This window comes from Nocardia vulneris, assembly GCF_001613425.1.
Taxonomy (GTDB): Bacteria; Actinomycetota; Actinomycetes; order Mycobacteriales; family Mycobacteriaceae; genus Nocardia; species Nocardia vulneris.
Window position 1 is genome coordinate 40,768 of the sequence record NZ_BDCI01000029.1, and the last position, 17,059, is coordinate 57,826.

At 68.9% G+C, this 17,059-nt stretch carries 14 protein-coding genes; 2 read left to right on the forward strand and 12 right to left on the reverse strand.

The window, feature by feature from the left end; all coding sequences use genetic code 11:
* Window positions 1–44: 44 nt before the first annotated feature.
* From NVU01S_RS27710 to NVU01S_RS27745, 8 genes are all read right to left on the reverse strand, one after another.
* A complete protein-coding gene (locus NVU01S_RS27710) occupies window positions 45–1,352 on the reverse strand; it encodes an aspartate aminotransferase family protein (protein ID WP_043679760.1) in 1,308 nt (435 codons plus the stop codon).
* A gap of 1 nt (window position 1,353) precedes the next feature.
* Window positions 1,354–2,496, reverse strand: coding sequence for an ABC transporter substrate-binding protein (locus NVU01S_RS27715; RefSeq protein ID WP_063048177.1), 1,143 nt, complete (start codon window positions 2,494–2,496; stop codon window positions 1,354–1,356).
* Window positions 2,493–3,281 carry an ABC transporter permease gene (locus NVU01S_RS27720; protein ID WP_052281465.1) on the reverse strand — a complete coding sequence of 263 codons (789 nt, stop codon included), beginning with the start codon at window positions 3,279–3,281 and terminating at the stop codon, window positions 2,493–2,495. Before NVU01S_RS27720 ends, NVU01S_RS27715 begins: the two co-directional genes overlap by 4 nt.
* Window positions 3,278–4,186, reverse strand: a complete 909-nt coding sequence (locus NVU01S_RS27725; protein WP_043683242.1) for an ABC transporter ATP-binding protein — start codon at window positions 4,184–4,186, stop codon at window positions 3,278–3,280. Before NVU01S_RS27725 ends, NVU01S_RS27720 begins: the two co-directional genes overlap by 4 nt.
* A gap of 220 nt (window positions 4,187–4,406) precedes the next feature.
* Entirely contained in the window at window positions 4,407–5,288 is an 882-nt protein-coding gene (locus NVU01S_RS27730; RefSeq protein ID WP_043683239.1) for an ABC transporter permease, read from the reverse strand.
* A 307-nt stretch (window positions 5,289–5,595) separates the two neighbouring features.
* A complete protein-coding gene (locus tag NVU01S_RS27735; RefSeq protein ID WP_043683234.1) occupies window positions 5,596–6,630 on the reverse strand; it encodes a TIGR03842 family LLM class F420-dependent oxidoreductase in 1,035 nt (344 codons plus the stop codon).
* Window positions 6,631–6,682: 52 nt separating this feature from the next.
* On the reverse strand, window positions 6,683–8,104 hold the full coding sequence (gene hydA / locus NVU01S_RS27740; protein ID WP_043683249.1) for a dihydropyrimidinase: 1,422 nt from the start codon (window positions 8,102–8,104) through the stop codon (window positions 6,683–6,685).
* A 16-nt stretch (window positions 8,105–8,120) separates the two neighbouring features.
* A complete protein-coding gene (locus NVU01S_RS27745; protein ID WP_042259795.1) occupies window positions 8,121–8,957 on the reverse strand; it encodes a nitrilase-related carbon-nitrogen hydrolase in 837 nt (278 codons plus the stop codon).
* A gap of 1,493 nt (window positions 8,958–10,450) precedes the next feature.
* Between NVU01S_RS27745 and NVU01S_RS27750 the strand changes: the two genes are divergently transcribed.
* Window positions 10,451–11,851 (forward strand): aminotransferase-like domain-containing protein, encoded by a 1,401-nt coding sequence (locus tag NVU01S_RS27750; protein ID WP_063776044.1) that lies wholly within the window; start codon window positions 10,451–10,453, stop codon window positions 11,849–11,851.
* 218 nt (window positions 11,852–12,069) lie between these two features.
* Window positions 12,070–12,798, forward strand: coding sequence for a peptidylprolyl isomerase (locus tag NVU01S_RS27755; RefSeq protein WP_043678378.1), 729 nt, complete (start codon window positions 12,070–12,072; stop codon window positions 12,796–12,798).
* 299 nt (window positions 12,799–13,097) lie between these two features.
* Here the strand turns inward: NVU01S_RS27755 and NVU01S_RS27760 are convergent, their stop codons facing one another.
* The 4 genes from NVU01S_RS27760 to NVU01S_RS27775 all read right to left on the reverse strand — a co-directional run bounded on the left by NVU01S_RS27760 (window position 13,098) and on the right by NVU01S_RS27775 (window position 16,885).
* The gene (locus NVU01S_RS27760; protein WP_175068920.1) at window positions 13,098–13,397 is read right to left on the reverse strand and encodes a hypothetical protein; all 300 of its coding nucleotides are present in this window, start codon (window positions 13,395–13,397) and stop codon (window positions 13,098–13,100) included.
* A 70-nt stretch (window positions 13,398–13,467) separates the two neighbouring features.
* On the reverse strand, window positions 13,468–14,991 hold the full coding sequence (locus tag NVU01S_RS27765) for an ArnT family glycosyltransferase (RefSeq protein WP_244467448.1): 1,524 nt from the start codon (window positions 14,989–14,991) through the stop codon (window positions 13,468–13,470).
* Complete coding sequence (locus NVU01S_RS27770) at window positions 14,984–15,619, reverse strand: TetR/AcrR family transcriptional regulator (protein WP_043678382.1); 636 nt, start codon at window positions 15,617–15,619, stop codon at window positions 14,984–14,986. Before NVU01S_RS27770 ends, NVU01S_RS27765 begins: the two co-directional genes overlap by 8 nt.
* Window positions 15,620–15,637: 18 nt before the next feature.
* Complete coding sequence (locus NVU01S_RS27775; protein ID WP_052281146.1) at window positions 15,638–16,885, reverse strand: carboxylesterase/lipase family protein; 1,248 nt, start codon at window positions 16,883–16,885, stop codon at window positions 15,638–15,640.
* Window positions 16,886–17,059: the final 174 nt, after the last annotated feature.

Genomic DNA, 17,059 nt, shown 5'->3' on the forward strand with positions numbered 1-17,059 from the left:
TCTAGCGGGAAACGGTCGCGCGGCGGGGACGCCGCGCGGACCGCTCACCGCACGTAGGCGTCGGCGACCTCCAGGACCTCGTCGACGATCTCCAGGCCGAGGCGCAGTTCGTCCGCCGAGGTGGTGAGCGGCGGTGCGATCTGAAAACGGTTGCCCGCGTTGAACGGCCACAGCCCCCGTGCCTTCGCGGCGGCGGTCACCTTCGCCATCGGTTCGGCGGCCGCCCCCGCGGCGGCGAACGGAACCAGCGGTTCCCGGGTCTGCGGGTCGCGGACCAGATCCAGCGCCCAGAAGAAGCCGAGCCCGCGTACCTCGCCGACGCTGGGATGCCGGGTAGCCAACTCGTGCAACCCTTTTCCGAGCACATCCGCGCCGACCGAGCGCACGTGCTCGAGGATGCCGTCGCGTTCGAAGACCCCGATCGAGGCCACCCCGGCCGCACACGCCAGCGGATGTCCCGCATAGGTGAGCCCGCCGGGATAGACGGTGTGGTCGTAGCGCTGCGCGATCCGCTCGGCGATGAGCACGCCGCCGAGCGGAACGTAGCCCGAGTTCACACCTTTGGCGAAGGTGATGAGGTCGGGCGCGACGTCGAAGGCGCGCACCGCGAACCACTCCCCGATCCGGCCGAAGCCGACCATCACCTCGTCGGCGATGTAGACGATGCCGAACTCGTCGCACAGCGCGCGCACACCCGCCAGGTAACCCGGCGGCGGGATCAGGACACCGTTGGTGCCGACCACCGTTTCCAGGATCAGGCCCGCGATGTTCTGCGGGCCTTCCAGCTCGATCACCTGCCGCAGGTGGTTCAGCGCGGCGGCCGTCTCCTCCTCGGGAGAGCTTGTGCCCCACGGGGATCGGTAGGGATAGGGCCCGAAGAACCGGACCACGTCGACGTTCGTCGGCTCCGCGCCCCAGCGCCGCGGCTCCCCGGTCAGGCCGATCGCGGTGCCGGTACCGCCGTGATAGGAGCGGTACGCGGACAACATCTTGGTGCGGCCGGTGAAACTGCGCGCCAGGCGCACCGCATGCTCGATGGCCTCCGCGCCGCCGGTGGTGAACAGGATGCGGTTCAGGTCGCCCGGCGCCCGCTCGACGATGAGCCGGGCCAGTTCGCTGCGCACCTCGTTGCCCATGGTCGGCGAGATGGTGGTGAGCACCTGCGCCTGCGCGACGATCGCCGCGACGATGTCCGGATGCTGGTGCCCGATATTGACATTGACCATCTGCGAGCAGAAGTCGAGGTAGCGGTTGCCCTGGTCGTCCCAGAAATACGCGCCGGAGGCACCCGTGATCGGCACCGGATTCAGCTCGGCCTGCGCACTCCACGGATAGAAGACGTGATCTACCAAGTTATTTGCCTCCTTCGTTCAGCGTGACCGGGCTCGGCGCGTAGCCCGCACCGGTCACGTCGGTGCCACCGGACTTCAGCAGTTCCAGTGCCTTGGTGACGTATTCGTTCGTGTACGCGCTCGCGTCCGGGTCCTTCTTCAGGACTGTGACGCCCTCCTGGTTCTTGGTGTCCTTGGCGATCTGCACCGTGCGATCCCACGCGGCCTTGTCCACCATGCCGATGCCCGCTGGCGAGGGCCAGATCAGCTTGTTCACCTCGTTGATCTGCCACTGCTGGTGGGAAGCGCCCAGGGTGCTGCCCGCGGCGACGGTGATGTCACGGCACTTGTCGACGTTGTCGCGGCAGAAGGCCCAGCCCTTCAGCGACGCCGCGACGAATTTCGTGGTCTGCTCCTGATATTTCGGGTCCTGCAACTTCTCGGTGTTGGCCCAGATCGCGTCCTGCAGCATCGCGACGCCCTGCTCGTTCCAGTCGATGGTGGTGAAATCGTCTGCGGTGTAGAGCTTTCCGGTCGCCGGGTTCTTCGTCTCCAGCAGCTGGGCGTACTCGTTGTACGACATGGCCTGGGCAGCGGCGATGTCCTTGGCGAGGAAGGCGTTCATATCGAACTGCTGCTGCACCAGTTTGACGTCCTTCGCCGGGTCGATGCCCGCCTTGGTCATGCCCGCGAACAGCTCGAACTCGTTGCCGTAGCCCCAGTTTCCGACCGTCTTGCCGCGCAGCGCGGCGGGGCCGGCGATGTTCTCCGACTTGAACGACACCTGTTTGGTGCCCGAGCGCTGGAAGATCTGCGCGACCTCGGTGATGCCCGCGCCCGCCTCGCGGGAGGCGAGCGCCTTGGGCACCCAGGCGATCGCGTAGTCGGCCTGTCCCTGCGCCAGCACGGTCTGTGGCACGATATCCGTTCCGCCGTCCAGGATTTCGACCGACAAGCCCTGCTCGGTGTAGAAGCCCTGATCGACCGCGGCCAGATAGCCGGCGAACTGGCCCTGTTTGAACCACTGCAACTGCAGCCGGACCTTGGTGCGGCCGTCGGCCGTGGTGGTCGAGCCGCCGTCGGTGGTGCTGCAGCCGGTCAGCGCGGCCGCGGCCAGGGTGACCAGCGCGAGACAGGCACGGAATCGCTTGGTGGATCGGGTCATCGGGTTCTCCAGAGGGTGGTGCGGGGTCTGCGGGTCAGTTGTTCGAGGAGCAGTACGGCAGCGAGGAACAGCAGGCCGACGAGCATCGCGCCGACCACGTAGGCCCACGCGCGCGGGTAGGCGGTATTGGCGGCGGCCGAGGTGATCCGGCTACCGAGCCCGTTCTGCAGGCCGCCGAAATACTCGGCGATGACGGCCGCGATCACCGCGCCGGGCGCGGCGATGCGCAGCCCGGTGAACAGGTGCGGCAGCGCCGCGGGCAGCCGGACCGTGCGGGTGACCTGCCAGCCGCCCGCCGCGTACGAAGTCATCAGGTCGGTGTGCACCTGCGGCACCTGACGCAGGCCGCGCGCCGTGCTGACGAACATCGGGAAGAACACGACGATGGTGACGACCATCCGGCGCGGAGTGTCGGTCGTCGTCGAGTACATCGAATTCAGCAGGGGCGCAAGGGCGACGATCGGCACCGCGGCCGCTGCGGCGGCGAGCGGTGTGAGCAGGCCGTCCACCAGCTGGAACCGCACGGCGAACATGGCGGCGACGATGCCGAGCACGCCGCCGACCAGCAGGCCGAGCAGCGCGTTGGTGCCGGTCGCGGTCGACGCGTCGAGGATGCGGTCGAAGTTCCCGGTGAACTCGCTCGCGATCGCGCTCGGCGCGGGCAACAGGAACGAGGGCACCCCGGCCACGGTGGTGAGCAATTGCCACAGCAGCAATCCGGCGAGGCCGAACAGCAACGGCGGCAACACCATTCGCCACGGCAGCAGCGACTTCCAGGACGTCATCGCACGTCCCGCCCCGCGACGGCACCGGTATCGCCCGACCCGCCGCGCAGCGCCTCCCGTACCGCGGCCACCGCCTCGAAAAACGCCGCGCTGGAACGCACGTCGTCGGCGGCCGCGGCGGCGTCGCGGCGGCCCCAGCCGCCGGTCGGCACGATCTCGGTGATCCGGCCCGGCCGCGGTGACATCACCACCACCCGATCGGACAGGAACACCGCCTCCGGGATGGAATGCGTCACGAACACCACCGCCGCCTCGGTCTCCCCCGCGATCCGCAGCAACTCGGTCTGCATCCGCTCCCGTGTCATCTCGTCGAGCGCGCCGAACGGTTCGTCCATCAGCAGCAGCGACGGCTTGGGCGCCAGCGCCCGCACGATCGCGACCCGCTGCTGCATGCCCCCGGACAGCTCGGCGGGATAGCGCTTGGCGAACTCGCTCAGCCCGGCCATCTCGAGCAGTTCCGCACTGCGCGAACGGCGTTCACCGCGCGGCACCTTGTGCAATTCGAGCGGCAGTTCGACATTGGCCTGCACGGTGCGCCAGTCGAGCAGGCCGGACTGCTGGAACGCGATGCCGTAGTCCTGATCCAACCGGGCCTGCCGCGCGCTCTTGCCGTGCACCGTCACGGTGCCGCTGGTCGGCTGCTCCAGGTCGGCGACGATCCGCAGCAGGGTCGACTTACCACAGCCGGACGGGCCGATCAGCGAAACGAATTCGCCCGCGGCGACGGTGAGCGAGACGTCCGAGAGCGCGGTGACCGAGCCCGCCGCGAAGATCTTGCCCACATGCCCGAGTTCGACCGCGGCGAGCCGCTGGGTGGCCGGTCCGGCGAGATCGGCGGCACCCACCTGCTCGTCCGCCGGGTCCGGCGCCGCGGTGGCGACGGCCGGTCTTGCTTTGGCGGTCAATGGATACCTCCTGAAAAGCTGCCTGCCCATCCGTGCAGGCGGTGATGACGGTGTGTCGACTCCGGGTCGAATACTCTGGTGCCCAAGGACATCGGCTGCTCGCAGGGCACGTTCAGGCCGGCCGACCGGCTGTTCCGCGGCGGTCGGTTGTGCTCCTGACCGACAGGGCAGACGATCGGCGACGGCACCACCCTGGCGGGTCGATGCCGGACAACGCCGATCATCGGCCGGACTTCCTGGCGTCGACCGAACCGGGCGGCCGGCTGTAGCGGCGCAGCGTCCATTCGGCGAGGCCGACGACGGCGGTGATCACGACGCCGAGCAGGGCCGCGGCCAGCACGGCCGCGTACAGCCGCGCAGCATCACCGGTGGCCTGCTGGGCGAACACGATGATCTGGCGGCCGATGCCGCCTGCGGTGCCGGTGGAGATCTCGGCGACGACCGCGCCGATCACCGAGGCCGCCGCGGCCAATCGCAGCGCAGGCAGCAGATGCGGTACGGCGGCGGGAAAACGCAAGCGCACCAATGTTTCCCACCAGCCGGCCGAATAGCTGTGCAGCAGCTCCACCGACGCCTTCGACGGGGCCTGCAAGCCGCGCAGCATGCCGACCGCCACCGGGAAGAACGCCAGATAGGACGCGATCACCGCGATGCTCATCCACGGCCGCCACGGTTCGCCCGCGATCACGATCTTGCCGCCCCAGCCCGCCACCAGCGGCGCCAGGGCGATCAACGGAACCGTCTGCGACACAATGATGTAGGGCAGCAGCCCGCGCTCGACCCAGGCGAAGCGCTGCATCAGCACCGCGAGCAGCACCCCGACCACCGCCCCGATCGCCAGCGCGAGCAACGCGAGTCCCAATGTGAATCCCGCTGTGCGCAACAATGTTCCGCCGACCGTGCCGGTGCCGTCGCGCTCGCCGAGCACCGTCACCACCGACCACACATGCGGCAGCGCGCCGTCACCCGTGCGCGGCAGGATCCGCTGCTCGCCGATGCTCACCCCGCGTTCGGGCACCGCGAACTTGACCAGCTCCCATACCCCGACGACCAGGAGGAACACGGCTACCGCATAGCCGGTCCGCACCCAACGACCCCTCATCGAACCTCGCTCACATACTCGCGCAGCCGGTTTCGGCCCGACCCGATCCGCCGGTCACCGATCAGGGACGGCAACCCACACATTCCCGTCGGCACCGCGCGCCTTCGTACCGCCGTCCCCGCGCAACGGCCGCCCGCCCGGCGGGGACGAAGACCGCCGCCGGACAGCGCCGATCCCCGGCCGGACGGGTGGCCGCGCCCACCGCACCGGTGCGCGACTCCGCCGACGCCGATCACCCGCACCGCAGATGTACTCGAACCGGCGCGCACCGGGTAGCCCGCGGACCGCTCAGCGGACCACGGCGACATCAAGCGCCCTCCGTGGCGGTCACCGGATGCACCAGCCGGGGCAGCACCGATTCGCCATAGGCCTCGAGCGTGGCCGTCTTCGCATCGTGCTGCAGATACACCGCGAACTGATCGACGCCGAGTTTCTCCAGTTCGCGCAGCCGGGCCAGCTGATCATCGGGCGTGCCGAGCAGGCAGAAACGGTCCACGATGGCATCGGGAACGAACTCCGCGTGCGTGTTGCCCGCGCGCCCGTGCTGGTTGTAGTCGTAACCCTGCCTGCCCGCGATGTATTCGGTGAGCGCGGCCGGAACATCGCTGCCCGTCCCGTATTTCGCGACGATATCGGCGACGTGGTTGCCCACCATGCCGCCGAACCACCGGCACTGCTCGCGGGCGTGCGCCAGCGCGGCCGCCGACCCGTCGGTGACGTAAGCCGGTGCGGCGACACAGATCCGCACCGCGTCCGGATCGCGACCGGCCCGTTCGGCGGCGGCACGCACCCGGGCGATGGTCCACGCCGTGATATCCGGGTCGGCCAGCTGCAGGATGAATCCGTCGGCCGCCTCGCCGGTGAGATCCAGTGCGCGCGGACCATATCCGGCCACCCACACCTCGAGCCGGGAACTCGCGGCCCAGGGGAAACGCACGATGGTGTCGTCCACCCGGGCGCTGCGCCCGTTGCCGAGTTCCCGGATCACCTCGATGGCTTCGCGCAACGTCGCCAGGTTGCTCGGTTTGCCACCGAGCGTGCGGACCGCCGAATCGCCGCGGCCGATCCCGCACACGGTGCGGTTGCCGAACATGTCGTTCAACGTGGCGAAGGTGGACGCGGTCACCGTCCAGTCCCTGGTGGCCGGGTTGGTCACCATCGGGCCGACGACGACCTTCCTGGTGGCCGCCAGGATCTGGCTGTAGATGACGTAGGGCTCCTGCCACAGCAGATGGGAATCGAAGGTCCAGACGTGGGAGAAGCCGTGCGTTTCGGCCTGCCGGGCCAGTTCGACCACCCGGGAGGCGGGCGGCGTGCATTGCAGCACCACACCGATGTCCATGCGGCACGCTCCGTTTCGAAGTCGGATGCGGCTGGGCGGGCCAGCCGCGGAATCAGATCAGGTTCTGCGACAGCGCGCGTTTGACGAACCGGCCGTGCCCGGCACTGCCCCGATACTCGCCGGCGTCGACGATCACCCGGCCGCGCGACAGCACGGTATCGACGTGACCGTCGATCTCGAACCCCTCGTACGCCGAATAATCCATGTTCATGTGATGGGTCTTGCCGAGCCCGATGCTGGTGTGCCCGTTCGGGTCATAGATCACGATGTCGGCGTCCGCACCCGGGCTGATCACGCCCTTGCGCGGGTACATGCCGAACATGCGCGCGGGCGTGGTGCAGCAGACCTCGACCCAGCGTTCCAGCGAGATCCGGCCGCTCTTGACGCCCTGGAACATCAGATCCATCCGGTGCTCGACGCCGCCGATCCCGTTCGGGATCTTGCTGAAATCGCCGACGCCCATTTCCTTCTGGTCCTTCATGCAGAACGGGCAGTGATCGGTGCTGACCGTGGTCACGTCACCGGTGCGCAGGTAGCGCCACAGCTCGTCCTGATGACCCTCCGCCCTGGCCCGCAGCGGCGTCGAGCACACCCATTTGGCGCCCTCGAAACCCGGTGCGCCCAACTGCTCTTCGAGCGAGAGGTACAGATATTGCGGACACGTCTCGCCGAACACGTTCTGGCCGTTGCCGCGTGCGGTCGCGATCTGCTCCAGCGCCTGCTTCGCCGACACGTGCACCACGTAGAGCGGCGCACCGGTCAACTGCGCCAACATGATCGCGCGATGGGTCGCCTCCTCCTCCATCTGCCACGGCCGGCTGGTCCCGTGGAAGTACGGGGCGGTGTCGCCGCGGGCGATGGCCTGCTCGACCAGCACGTCGATGGCGATCCCGTTCTCCGCGTGCATCATCAACAGCGCGCCGAGATCGCCCGCCGCCTGCATGGCGCGCAGGATCTGGCCGTCGGTGGAATAGAAGACGCCCGGATAGGCCATGAACAGCTTGAAACTGGTGACACCCTCCGACACCAGTTCGCTCATCCCCTCGAGGGATTCGTCGTTCACCTCGCCGATGATCTGGTGGAAGCCGTAGTCGACGGCGCACTTGCCGCCCGCCTTCTGATGCCAGGCGCCGAGCGTGTCCTGCAACCGCTCCCCCGGCGTCTGCACCACGAAATCGACGATCGTGGTGGTGCCGCCCCAGGCGGCCGCGCGGGTGCCGGTCTCGAACGTGTCCGAGGCCTCGGTGCCGCCGAACGGCATCTGCATGTGCGTATGCCCGTCCACGCCACCGGGAATCACGTACTTGCCGGTCGCGTCGAGGACGATATCGGCGGTCGCGGCGAGGTCCGCGCCGAGGATCGTGGTGCCGGGTTGCAGTACGGCGGCGATGGTTTCGCCGTCCACCAGCACATCGAGCAGTTGCGAACCGGTGGCCGAGACCACCGTGCCGCCGTGGATGAATGTCAGCGTCATGGGAACGTCACCGGCCTCAGGGCGCCACCAGCGGGCCATAGGCGTCGGGCCTGCGGTCGCGATAGAACGCCCACCGGTCGCGCACCGTCTTGATCAGGTCCAGGTCGAGGTCGCGGATGACCAGCTCCGGATCGGTATCGGAGGCGACCTCCCCGACGAACTTGCCCTCCGGATCGACGAAATAGCTGGTGCCGTAGAAGTCGTCGTCGCCGTACTCCTCGATGCCGACCCGGTTGATCGCGCCGATGTAGTACTCGTTCGCCACCGCCGACGCGGGCTGCTCCAGCTTCCACAGGTAAGCCGACAAGCCGCGCGAGGTCGCCGACGGATTGAACACGATCTCGGCGCCCGCCAAGCCCAGCGCGCGCCAGCCCTCCGGGAAATGCCGGTCGTAACAGATATAGACGCCGACCTTGCCGACCGCGGTGTCGAACACCGGCCAGCCCACATTGCCCGGACGGAAGTAGAACTTCTCCCAGAAGCCGTTGACATGCGGAATATGATGTTTGCGGTACTTGCCGAGATACGTGCCGTCGGCGTCGATCACCGCCGCGGTGTTGTACAGCAGGCCCGGCTGTTCCTGCTCGTACACCGGCAGGACCATCACCATGCCCAATTCCCTTGCCAGCGCGGCGAATCGGTCCGTGGTCGGACCCGGCACCGACTCCGCGTACTCGTAGAACTTCGCATCCTGCAACTGGCAGAAGTACGGGCCGTAGAACAACTCCTGGAAGCAGATCACCTTCGCGCCCTGCGCGGCCGCCTGCCGTGCGTAATCCTCGTGCGCTTTGATCATGGACTCTTTGTCGCCGGTCCAGTTGGTCTGGACGAGCGCCGCTCGAACGATTCCCATGCTTTGTTATACTTCACTCCCGACCAATTCGGTTGTGTTACAGAATTGCGGAAACAATTTCGTTGCCGTAAACCTTCCCCCTCGGCCCCCACCCCCAACGCAGAATGACCATGTGAGCAAGCCGAACCCACCCTCCACCCCCCACACGGTTCCACACGCGGGTTCGCGGTCAGGGAGGTGCGATGTGGCGGTCGGCGGGTCGGTGACGTGCCGTGTGGCAGTTGACAGGTCGGCGACGTGCGGTGTGCCAGTTGGCGGATCGGCGACCTGCCGTGTGCCAGTTGGCGGGTCGGCGACCTGCCGTGTGCCAGTTGGCGGATCAGCGACGTGCCGTGTGCCAGTTGCCCGATCAACGACGTGCGATGCGCCGGTGCGGCGGTACCCCGGCTGTCCGCGCCGGTCACCAGTTGACATGTCGGCGACGTACGATGCGCCAGTTGGCGGGCGGCGGCAGCCGCGAAGCCGTTCCAACGATGACGCACCCTTTCTGCGGCTTCGCACCCGCTGTGGCAGGCCGCAGGGGGTGCGAAGCCGCAGAAAGAGTGCGTCTGGCTTGCCGGACACCGCTGCCGCGCGCCTTTTGGCATGCCGCGCGCGTGTCGACCGACTGACACGCGCGCGAGAGGACGATACGTGCGCGGCGGATCGCGGGTGCGCGCGTGCAAACGAAGCCTGCGCGAGACCCCGGGGCGACGCGGGACCCCGGGGCGACGCGAGACCCCGGGGCGACGCGAGACCTCGAGGCGACGCGGTCGCATGCGGCGGGCGGCGGACGCGAAGCCGTTCCAAGAATGACGCACCCTTTCTGCGGCTTCGCACCCGCTGTGGCAGGCCGCAGGGGGTGCGAAGCCGCAGAAAGAGTGCGTCTGACTTACAGGACACTGCTGCCGCGCGCCTTTTGGCGTGCCGCGCGCATGTCGACCGACTGACACGCGCGCGAGAGGACGATGCGTGCGCGGCGGATCGCGGGTGCGCGCACGCGAACGAAGCCTGCGCGAGACCCCGGGGCGACGCGAGACCCCAGGGCGACGCGGGACCTAGGGGCGACGCGGTCACATGCGGCGGGCGGCAGCCGCGAAGCCGTTCCAAGAATGACGCACCCTTTCTGCGGCTTCGCACCCGCTGTGGCAGGCCGCAGGGGGTGCGAAGCCGCAGAAAGGGTGCGTCTGGCTTGCTGTGCACTTCGGCCGGAGCCGGAGGACTGGCGGGGCCGAGCATGCGAGGCGCTCACTCCGGCACCAGCGTGCCCAGATCCCTTGCGGCAACGAGCCTCCCGGGCCTGCGGGCCCGGTTCGACCACTGCCGCGCGCTCTTCGCTCCGGCGCGCACTTCTCACGCCGCCGCGCACCTCTTCGTGCGCGGCGCGCGTGTCGTGCGGCTGACACGCGCGCGGGAGGGCGATGCGTGCGCGGGACGTTGGGGCAGTGCGCGTTTCGGGGTGTGTGGGTGCGCGCGGGGGGACGGGATGTGGGCGGGGTTGGGAGGGGGTGGGTGTGAGCGTTGAGCCGGTGGTGGGTGAGGGGGCGTTCATTGCGGACTTGGCGGATCGGTCGGCGGCGGGGATCGCGGCGGCGGTGAGCCGGTTGATCCGGTCGGGGGCGTTGGGGCCGGGGGCGCGGCTGCCTACGGTGCGGGAGGTGGCGCGGGAGTGGAAGGTTTCGCCGGCGACGGTGAATCAGGCTTGGCGGGCGCTGGCGGCGGCGGGGGTGATCGTCGCGCGGGGGCGGGCGGGGACGTTCGTGAGCACGGCGAGCAGTGGGCCCGCCGCGAGGACGGGTGGGCGTTATCAGCGCTTGCATCCGCCGTCCTACAGCGCTTTCCGGGTCGATCTGTCGCGGGGCACGCCGGACCCCGAACTGCTGCCGGACCTCGGCGCGGCGTTGCGACGGCTCACCAGGGACGGGGCGAGCGATCTCGGGGCCGATTATCTCGGCGAGGCGGTACTGCCCGAGTTGGCGGCGAAGGTGCGGGCGGACTGGCCGTTTCGGGCCGAACGGTTCGCGATCCTCGACGGGGCGCTGGACGCGGTCGACCGGATATTGACGGCGCAGGTGCGGCTCGGCGACGCGGTCGCGGTCGAAGATCCTTGTTTCCCACCGTTTCTCGACCTGCTGGCCGGGCTCGGGGCGCGACCGATACCGGTGCGGATGGACGAATCCGGGCTGCTGCCCGGCGAACTCGATCGGGCGGTCGGCACACTCGGGGCGACGACGCTGATCCTGCAACCGCGGGCGCAGAACCCCACGGGTGTCTCGCTCACCGCGCGGCGTATCCGCGAACTCGCCGACGTGCTGCAGGGCACCGGCACCCTGGTGCTCGAAGACGATCACTCGGCCGGAATCGCCGCCGCCCCACTGCGTTCACTCGGCGGCAGGCTCCCCGGCCGCACCGTGCACATCCGCTCGTATTCGAAATCGCATGGCGCCGACCTGCGCCTGGCCGCGGTGGGCGGGCCCGCCGAACTGCTCGATCCGGTGATCGAGCGCCGCATGCTCGGCGCGGGCTGGACGAGCAGACTGCTGCAGCGGGTGCTGCTCAACATGCTCGACGACGAGCACGCGGTGCACGCCGTCACCGCGGCCCGCACCGAATACCGCAGGCGCTCGACCGAACTGCGCCGCGCCCTGGGCAGGCGCGGCGTCACCGTCGCCCGCGCCGACGGCATCAATCTGTGGCTGCCGGTCGCCGACGAGAACGCCGCCATGATCTCGCTGGCCGCAGCAGGCATCAAAACCGCCCCCGGCGGCCCGTTCATCGTCGGCCCGGCCCCGCCCACCGACCACCTTCGCATCACTACCGCCGCACTCGCCGACGCCGACATCGACTGGCTGGCCACCGAACTCGCGGCCGCCACCACCGCCGCTCCCACCTACCGCCGCATCCGCCGCCCCTGAACCCGCAGCCCACCGCGTGGGAAACCCAGTGCAGGCGGGACCGTCCGCGTCGTGTGTAGATCCGGCCCGGGCCGGCACCGCGCGACCACTGTTGGGGTGGGTGTCGTCGGATGTTTTCCGGCCGATCACCACCGTCCAGGCCCGTTCTGGGCGGGGAGATGGAATGATTCGGCACGGCATCGTCCGGTGCGCAACCCGATCGAAGGAGATTTCTAGCGGTGAGCAGCGAAGTCCAGGGGCGGCAGAGCGACAGCGGAAAGCACGGTCGGCGGTTCGGGGTACCGCGTGGGGTCCTACGGATGGTCGGTGTGGCAGCGGTCGCCGCGGCGCTGGCGGCGTTCGCCAGCGGTGGTGTCTCCGCGCAGACCTGGAGTGTCCGGACGCAACAACCCGCGCAGTGCGCGAATGACGTGGCCGTGGCGCCGAACGGCAAGCAGTGGCCCGCCGAGCCCGGCATGACCATCGACACCGGTGCGACCTACACGGCGACACTCGATACGACATGCGGCAATGTGGAACTCACGCTGGACCCTGCGCGCGCACCGCGCACGGTCAACTCGTTCGCGTTCCTGTCCAACGAACAGTACTTCGACAAAACCAAGTGCCATCGGCTCACCACGGCAGGCATCTACGTGCTGCAATGCGGTGACCCGCAGGGCACCGGCATGGGCGGCCCCGGCTACAAGTTCCCGGACGAGAACCTGGCGGGCGCAACCTATCCGGCCGGTACAGTCGCGATGGCGAACGCGGGCCCGAACACCAACGGCAGCCAGTTCTTCCTCGTCTACCAGGACAGCCAGCTGCCGCCGAACTACACCCCGTTCGGCCACGTCACCGCGGGCATGGACGTCCTGGCGGCGGTGGCCGCCGCGGGCGCGCAGGGCGGTTCGGACGGTGCGCCGGTCAGCAATGTCGTGCTGAAATCCGTAGCCACTACTCGTAACTAGACGGCAGCAGTGGCGGCGTCCCCGGACGCCGCCACTGTCATGTCCAGGCACGCCTATTTGTGTGGCGTGAGGTCGAATTCGGTACGTCCGGCATCGCCCGCCGGGATGATCGGCACGGTGACCGACGACGGATGCTCGCCGTCTTTGTAGATTGTCTGGGTGGCGGGTTGCGTGCGTGCACTCTCCCCGAACGGTTCTCCGGTGTTCGGGTTCGGCGCCGGGCTGCAGCGGCGGAAAGTCTTTTTAGGGACGGAAATTCAACGCCTCGGCGAGCTGATGCTACGCGCTCGGTGACCAGGTCATGCCCGCAATCGAGGATGTCGCGCGACGGTGATGATCTCCCGGCAGTCCCGCGTCAGTGCCCGCCGATCCCAGTCCCCGAACTGTTCGGCGACGATCAATCCCGCCCCGCCCACCAGCTCCGCCAACCCGGCCGGGTCGAGGAACCGCAACGTGGAACGGCTGACCTCCGGCCCCGCCCATCCTGCACTGCTGAGGGTGTGGGTGAACGAGACGAGATCGCCCGCCACCGGCTCGAGCACCTCGCACACACATCGCACGACGGCGCCGCTGTGGTCGGTGAAGAGCTTGTCGACCATGGGCGAAGCGTGACAGAGCGTCGGCGTGCGCCGCCACCGATTTTCGCGGCGCCCGGTGCCAGGCGCGAGATCAGTTCAGCCGCAACATGTCCGGCCACTGTTGCGACCAAGGGCGACGCGGCTGCTCGCAGCGCCAGATCGTCGCGTCCCGGGTGAGGCCCGGGATGCCGAGGCGGGCGTCCGCGCGGCCGATCGGCGTCACCGAGCCGAACAGGGCGTGCAGGTCGGCTTCCTCGCCGCCCACCCAGAGGACCGTGGTCGCCGTGTCGGGCGGGGTGCCGAAGTAGCCGAATCCGCGGTTGGGGCTGTAGACCGCGGGAAGTCCGTCCGCTTCGCCGAACACGTCGAGAGCGCTTGCCTGCCAATAGGAGTCGGCGATGAGGACGGTGTCCGCGCGGACCGGTTCGGGCAGCGACCGGAACGCGGTCGCGACGTCGGCGGCGAGTTCGGGCCAGCCGATCCGGCCGTAGATCGAGAGGTTCAGGCCGACGTCGGCATCGCTCTTCGCCGGTTCGATCTCGGACTCCGGCGTGAACGGCAGCGAGAAGTACACGATCACCGCGGAGACCACGACCAGGGGAACCGTGACGAAGGTGCGCCAGCGCGCCCGGTGCTCGGTCCAGTGCACCGCACCCGCCGCCATGATCGCGGCATAGCATCCGACCGCGTAGTACGGCCTGCCATCGGTGACGATGAACACCACCGCCAGCACGATCGGCATCAGCGCCAGAAACCGGTACGGCCGCAACGGTTCCCAGCGGAACAGGACCACGATTCCGTAGATCAGCAGCACCGCGCCGAGCAGTCCGGCCATGACGAGCGCCAGCGGCAACCAGGTGTAGCGACCGCCGATGGTGGCCTGCTCTTCGGCGATCACCGCGCCGAGGCGCAGCTGCGGCCAGTCGTGGCTCGCCTGCCAGAGCAGGCTCGGCACGCTGACCAGCAGGACCAGCGCCGCACCCAGCCACAGCGCGGGCCGCCGGAGCAGCTCGCGCGGCCCGTAGCACAGCACGCCGATTGCGACGGCGATCCAGAAGAACGGGATCAACCACTTCACCTGCATGTCCAGCGCGGTGGCCAGCGCCGCACCCAGCAGCAGCGCGTCCTGCCTGGTGCGCACCCAGCGGATGAGCAGCCAGCTGATCAGCACCCACAGCGCGGTGTCGATCGTGTTGGTGGCCAGCTGGGTACCCTGCACCAGCAGGAACGGCGACGTCGCGTAGGCGGCGGCGGTCAGCGTCTGCGCCGTGCGGGAGCCGCCGAACTCCCTGGCGATCTGCGCACTGAGCACGATCGCGGCGATGGTGACGAGCAGTGCCGGAATACGCTGCGCTATCACCGATCCCGGCGCGAGCAGATCCATCGTCCGGGCGATCGCGGGCAGCAGCGGCCCCTGGTCGGCGTAACCGAAGGCGAGCCTGCGCCCGGCGGACACGAAATACAGTTCGTCACCGAAGAATCCGTATCGGTTCAGCGCAGCGATCAGCCCGATCGTCGAGGCGAGCGCGATCACCCCGACCCCGGCGAACGCGAACGGCGGCACCGGATCTCGCGTGTCCACGCGCGACATTCGTTCTTGCGCAACATCAGTCATGGTCGCTCACCTTCCGGGTAGCCAGGTCGAACAGCCGGCACGTGTGCGCGGCATACGCGGTCATATCGAAGCCGGACTCCCGAATCGTCCGTCCGGCCGCGCCGTCGATGGCGTCGCGAATGGACTTCGCCATCGCCACGGCGTCGAACTCGCCGAACTCACCGGCCCGCTGCCCCTCGATCATGAGGTCGATCAGCGGAGTGATGATCTCGCGTTCCCCTTCGGCCGAGGCGAACTTCGGGCTGCCGTGCGCGTCACGCAGGTTCCAGACAACATCGGTCAGCGCCGCGACGTAGGTCCGGTTGGCATCGATGAAAGCCAGATTGGAGTCGATGTAGGCCAGCAATTTGTTCCGCCGCCCGACCGCCGCCTCGACCCGCGGGCCGATGTGTTCGGCACCGGACACGTACAGCTGCACCACCAGTTGCGTCATCAGCTCGTCTTTGCCCGCGAAGTGGTAGGAGATGACCCCCTTCGAGATCCCGGCGTGCTCGGCGATCCGCGCCAGCGACGCGCTGCCATACCCGACCTCGGAGATCACCTCCACCGCCGACGCGATGATCTGCCGGCGCCGCGCCTCCTCGATGAACGACCTTCGCTGGCCGTCCGTACTATTTTCTGACCGCACGGCCAGATATTAACACGGTCAGCCAGTGAAGTGCCGAGTGTCGCCGCGTGACCAGCCCGGATTCCCGCTCGTGACGAAAGCCAGCCAGCTGTCCCGCATCTCGTCCACCAGCCGCTGCGGGCGCTCGCCCCGCAACATGGGCGCGGCCCGCCACGCCGCCGCGTCGCCGAGCAGGAACGGCAGCTCGAGGCAGTGGCAGGCGCCGAACGGGCTGTCGGCCGGCTGCCAGTCGAACCGGAACAGCCACGGCGGCACGCCCCGCGCGGCGAGGGTCGCAGCCAGTTGCCTGGCCGGACCGGCGAAGACGTGTTCCGTCGCCGCCGCCATGGCGCCGCGATCGTCGAGGAGGAAGGCCGCCCCCTCGTCGCGCGTCGTGCCCATCAGGATCGGGATGTCCACCTCGCGACCGACGGCAGCCACCGGGTCGGCGGCGACCAGCGTCCCGTCACCCGTCAGCTGGAACGGCGGCAGGATCCCCGACCGGGCTCGGCTCGCGACCGCGAACTGCGCGGCGAGCAGGTCGGCCACCGGGACCGCGTCGAGCTGGGTGGCCTCGATGCCCAACTCCTGCAACAGTTTCACGCCCGTCTGCTCGGCTTCCTCCGGTGTCGCCGGTGCCATGCCGAGCGGCGTGCTCTGCAAGATGGCCTGCTGGAACAGCCCGCGGCCGGGTTCGCCCGAGAGCAAGGCCACCAGCGAGATCGCACCCGCCGACTGGCCCGCGGCCGTCACCCGCTCCGGATCGCCGCCGAACGCGCGGATGTTCTCGCGCACCCAGGTGAGAGCGGCGACCTGATCGAGCAGCCCGAGGTTGCCCTCGCTGATGCCGGGCAGGCGCAGATAGCCGAGGACACCGAGGCGATAGTTCACCGTCACCACGACGACCCCGCCGCGCGCCGCGAACTCCGCGCCGCCATACCAGTCGAGACTGCCTGCGCCGCTGGAGAATCCGCCGCCGTGCAGGAACACCAGCACGGGATGGCCGTCGCCGGGTGGTGCCCACACGTTGAGCGACAGGCAGTCCTCGGCCTGCGGCACCTCGAACGAACCCATCACCCGTTCCAGCCGAGAGGCGAGTTGCGGTGCGGCCGGGCCGAATTCGTTCGCTTCCAGCACGCCTGTCCAGTCAGCTCGTTCCGGCGTGCCGAACCGCTTCGCCCTGGCATAGGGCACACCCCGGTACGCCGTCACCCCATCCTCGGCGATGCCCCGCACCGGGCCCGAGGTCGTCTCGACGATCGCCGACAGATTCATCTCCTTGGTCATGCGCCCAAGTCTGCCCCGATCCCCCGGCCCGGTGGTCGCATCGCCGACCCCGCAGCGAAATCCGCCGCTCCACAGCACTGGACCGGCGATTTCGGTCATCCGATCTCCGACCCGCAGTCGTCCGTTCGGAGGACTCCGCCGCCGTGCCCACCGGCCATGATCAGGTCATTCCGA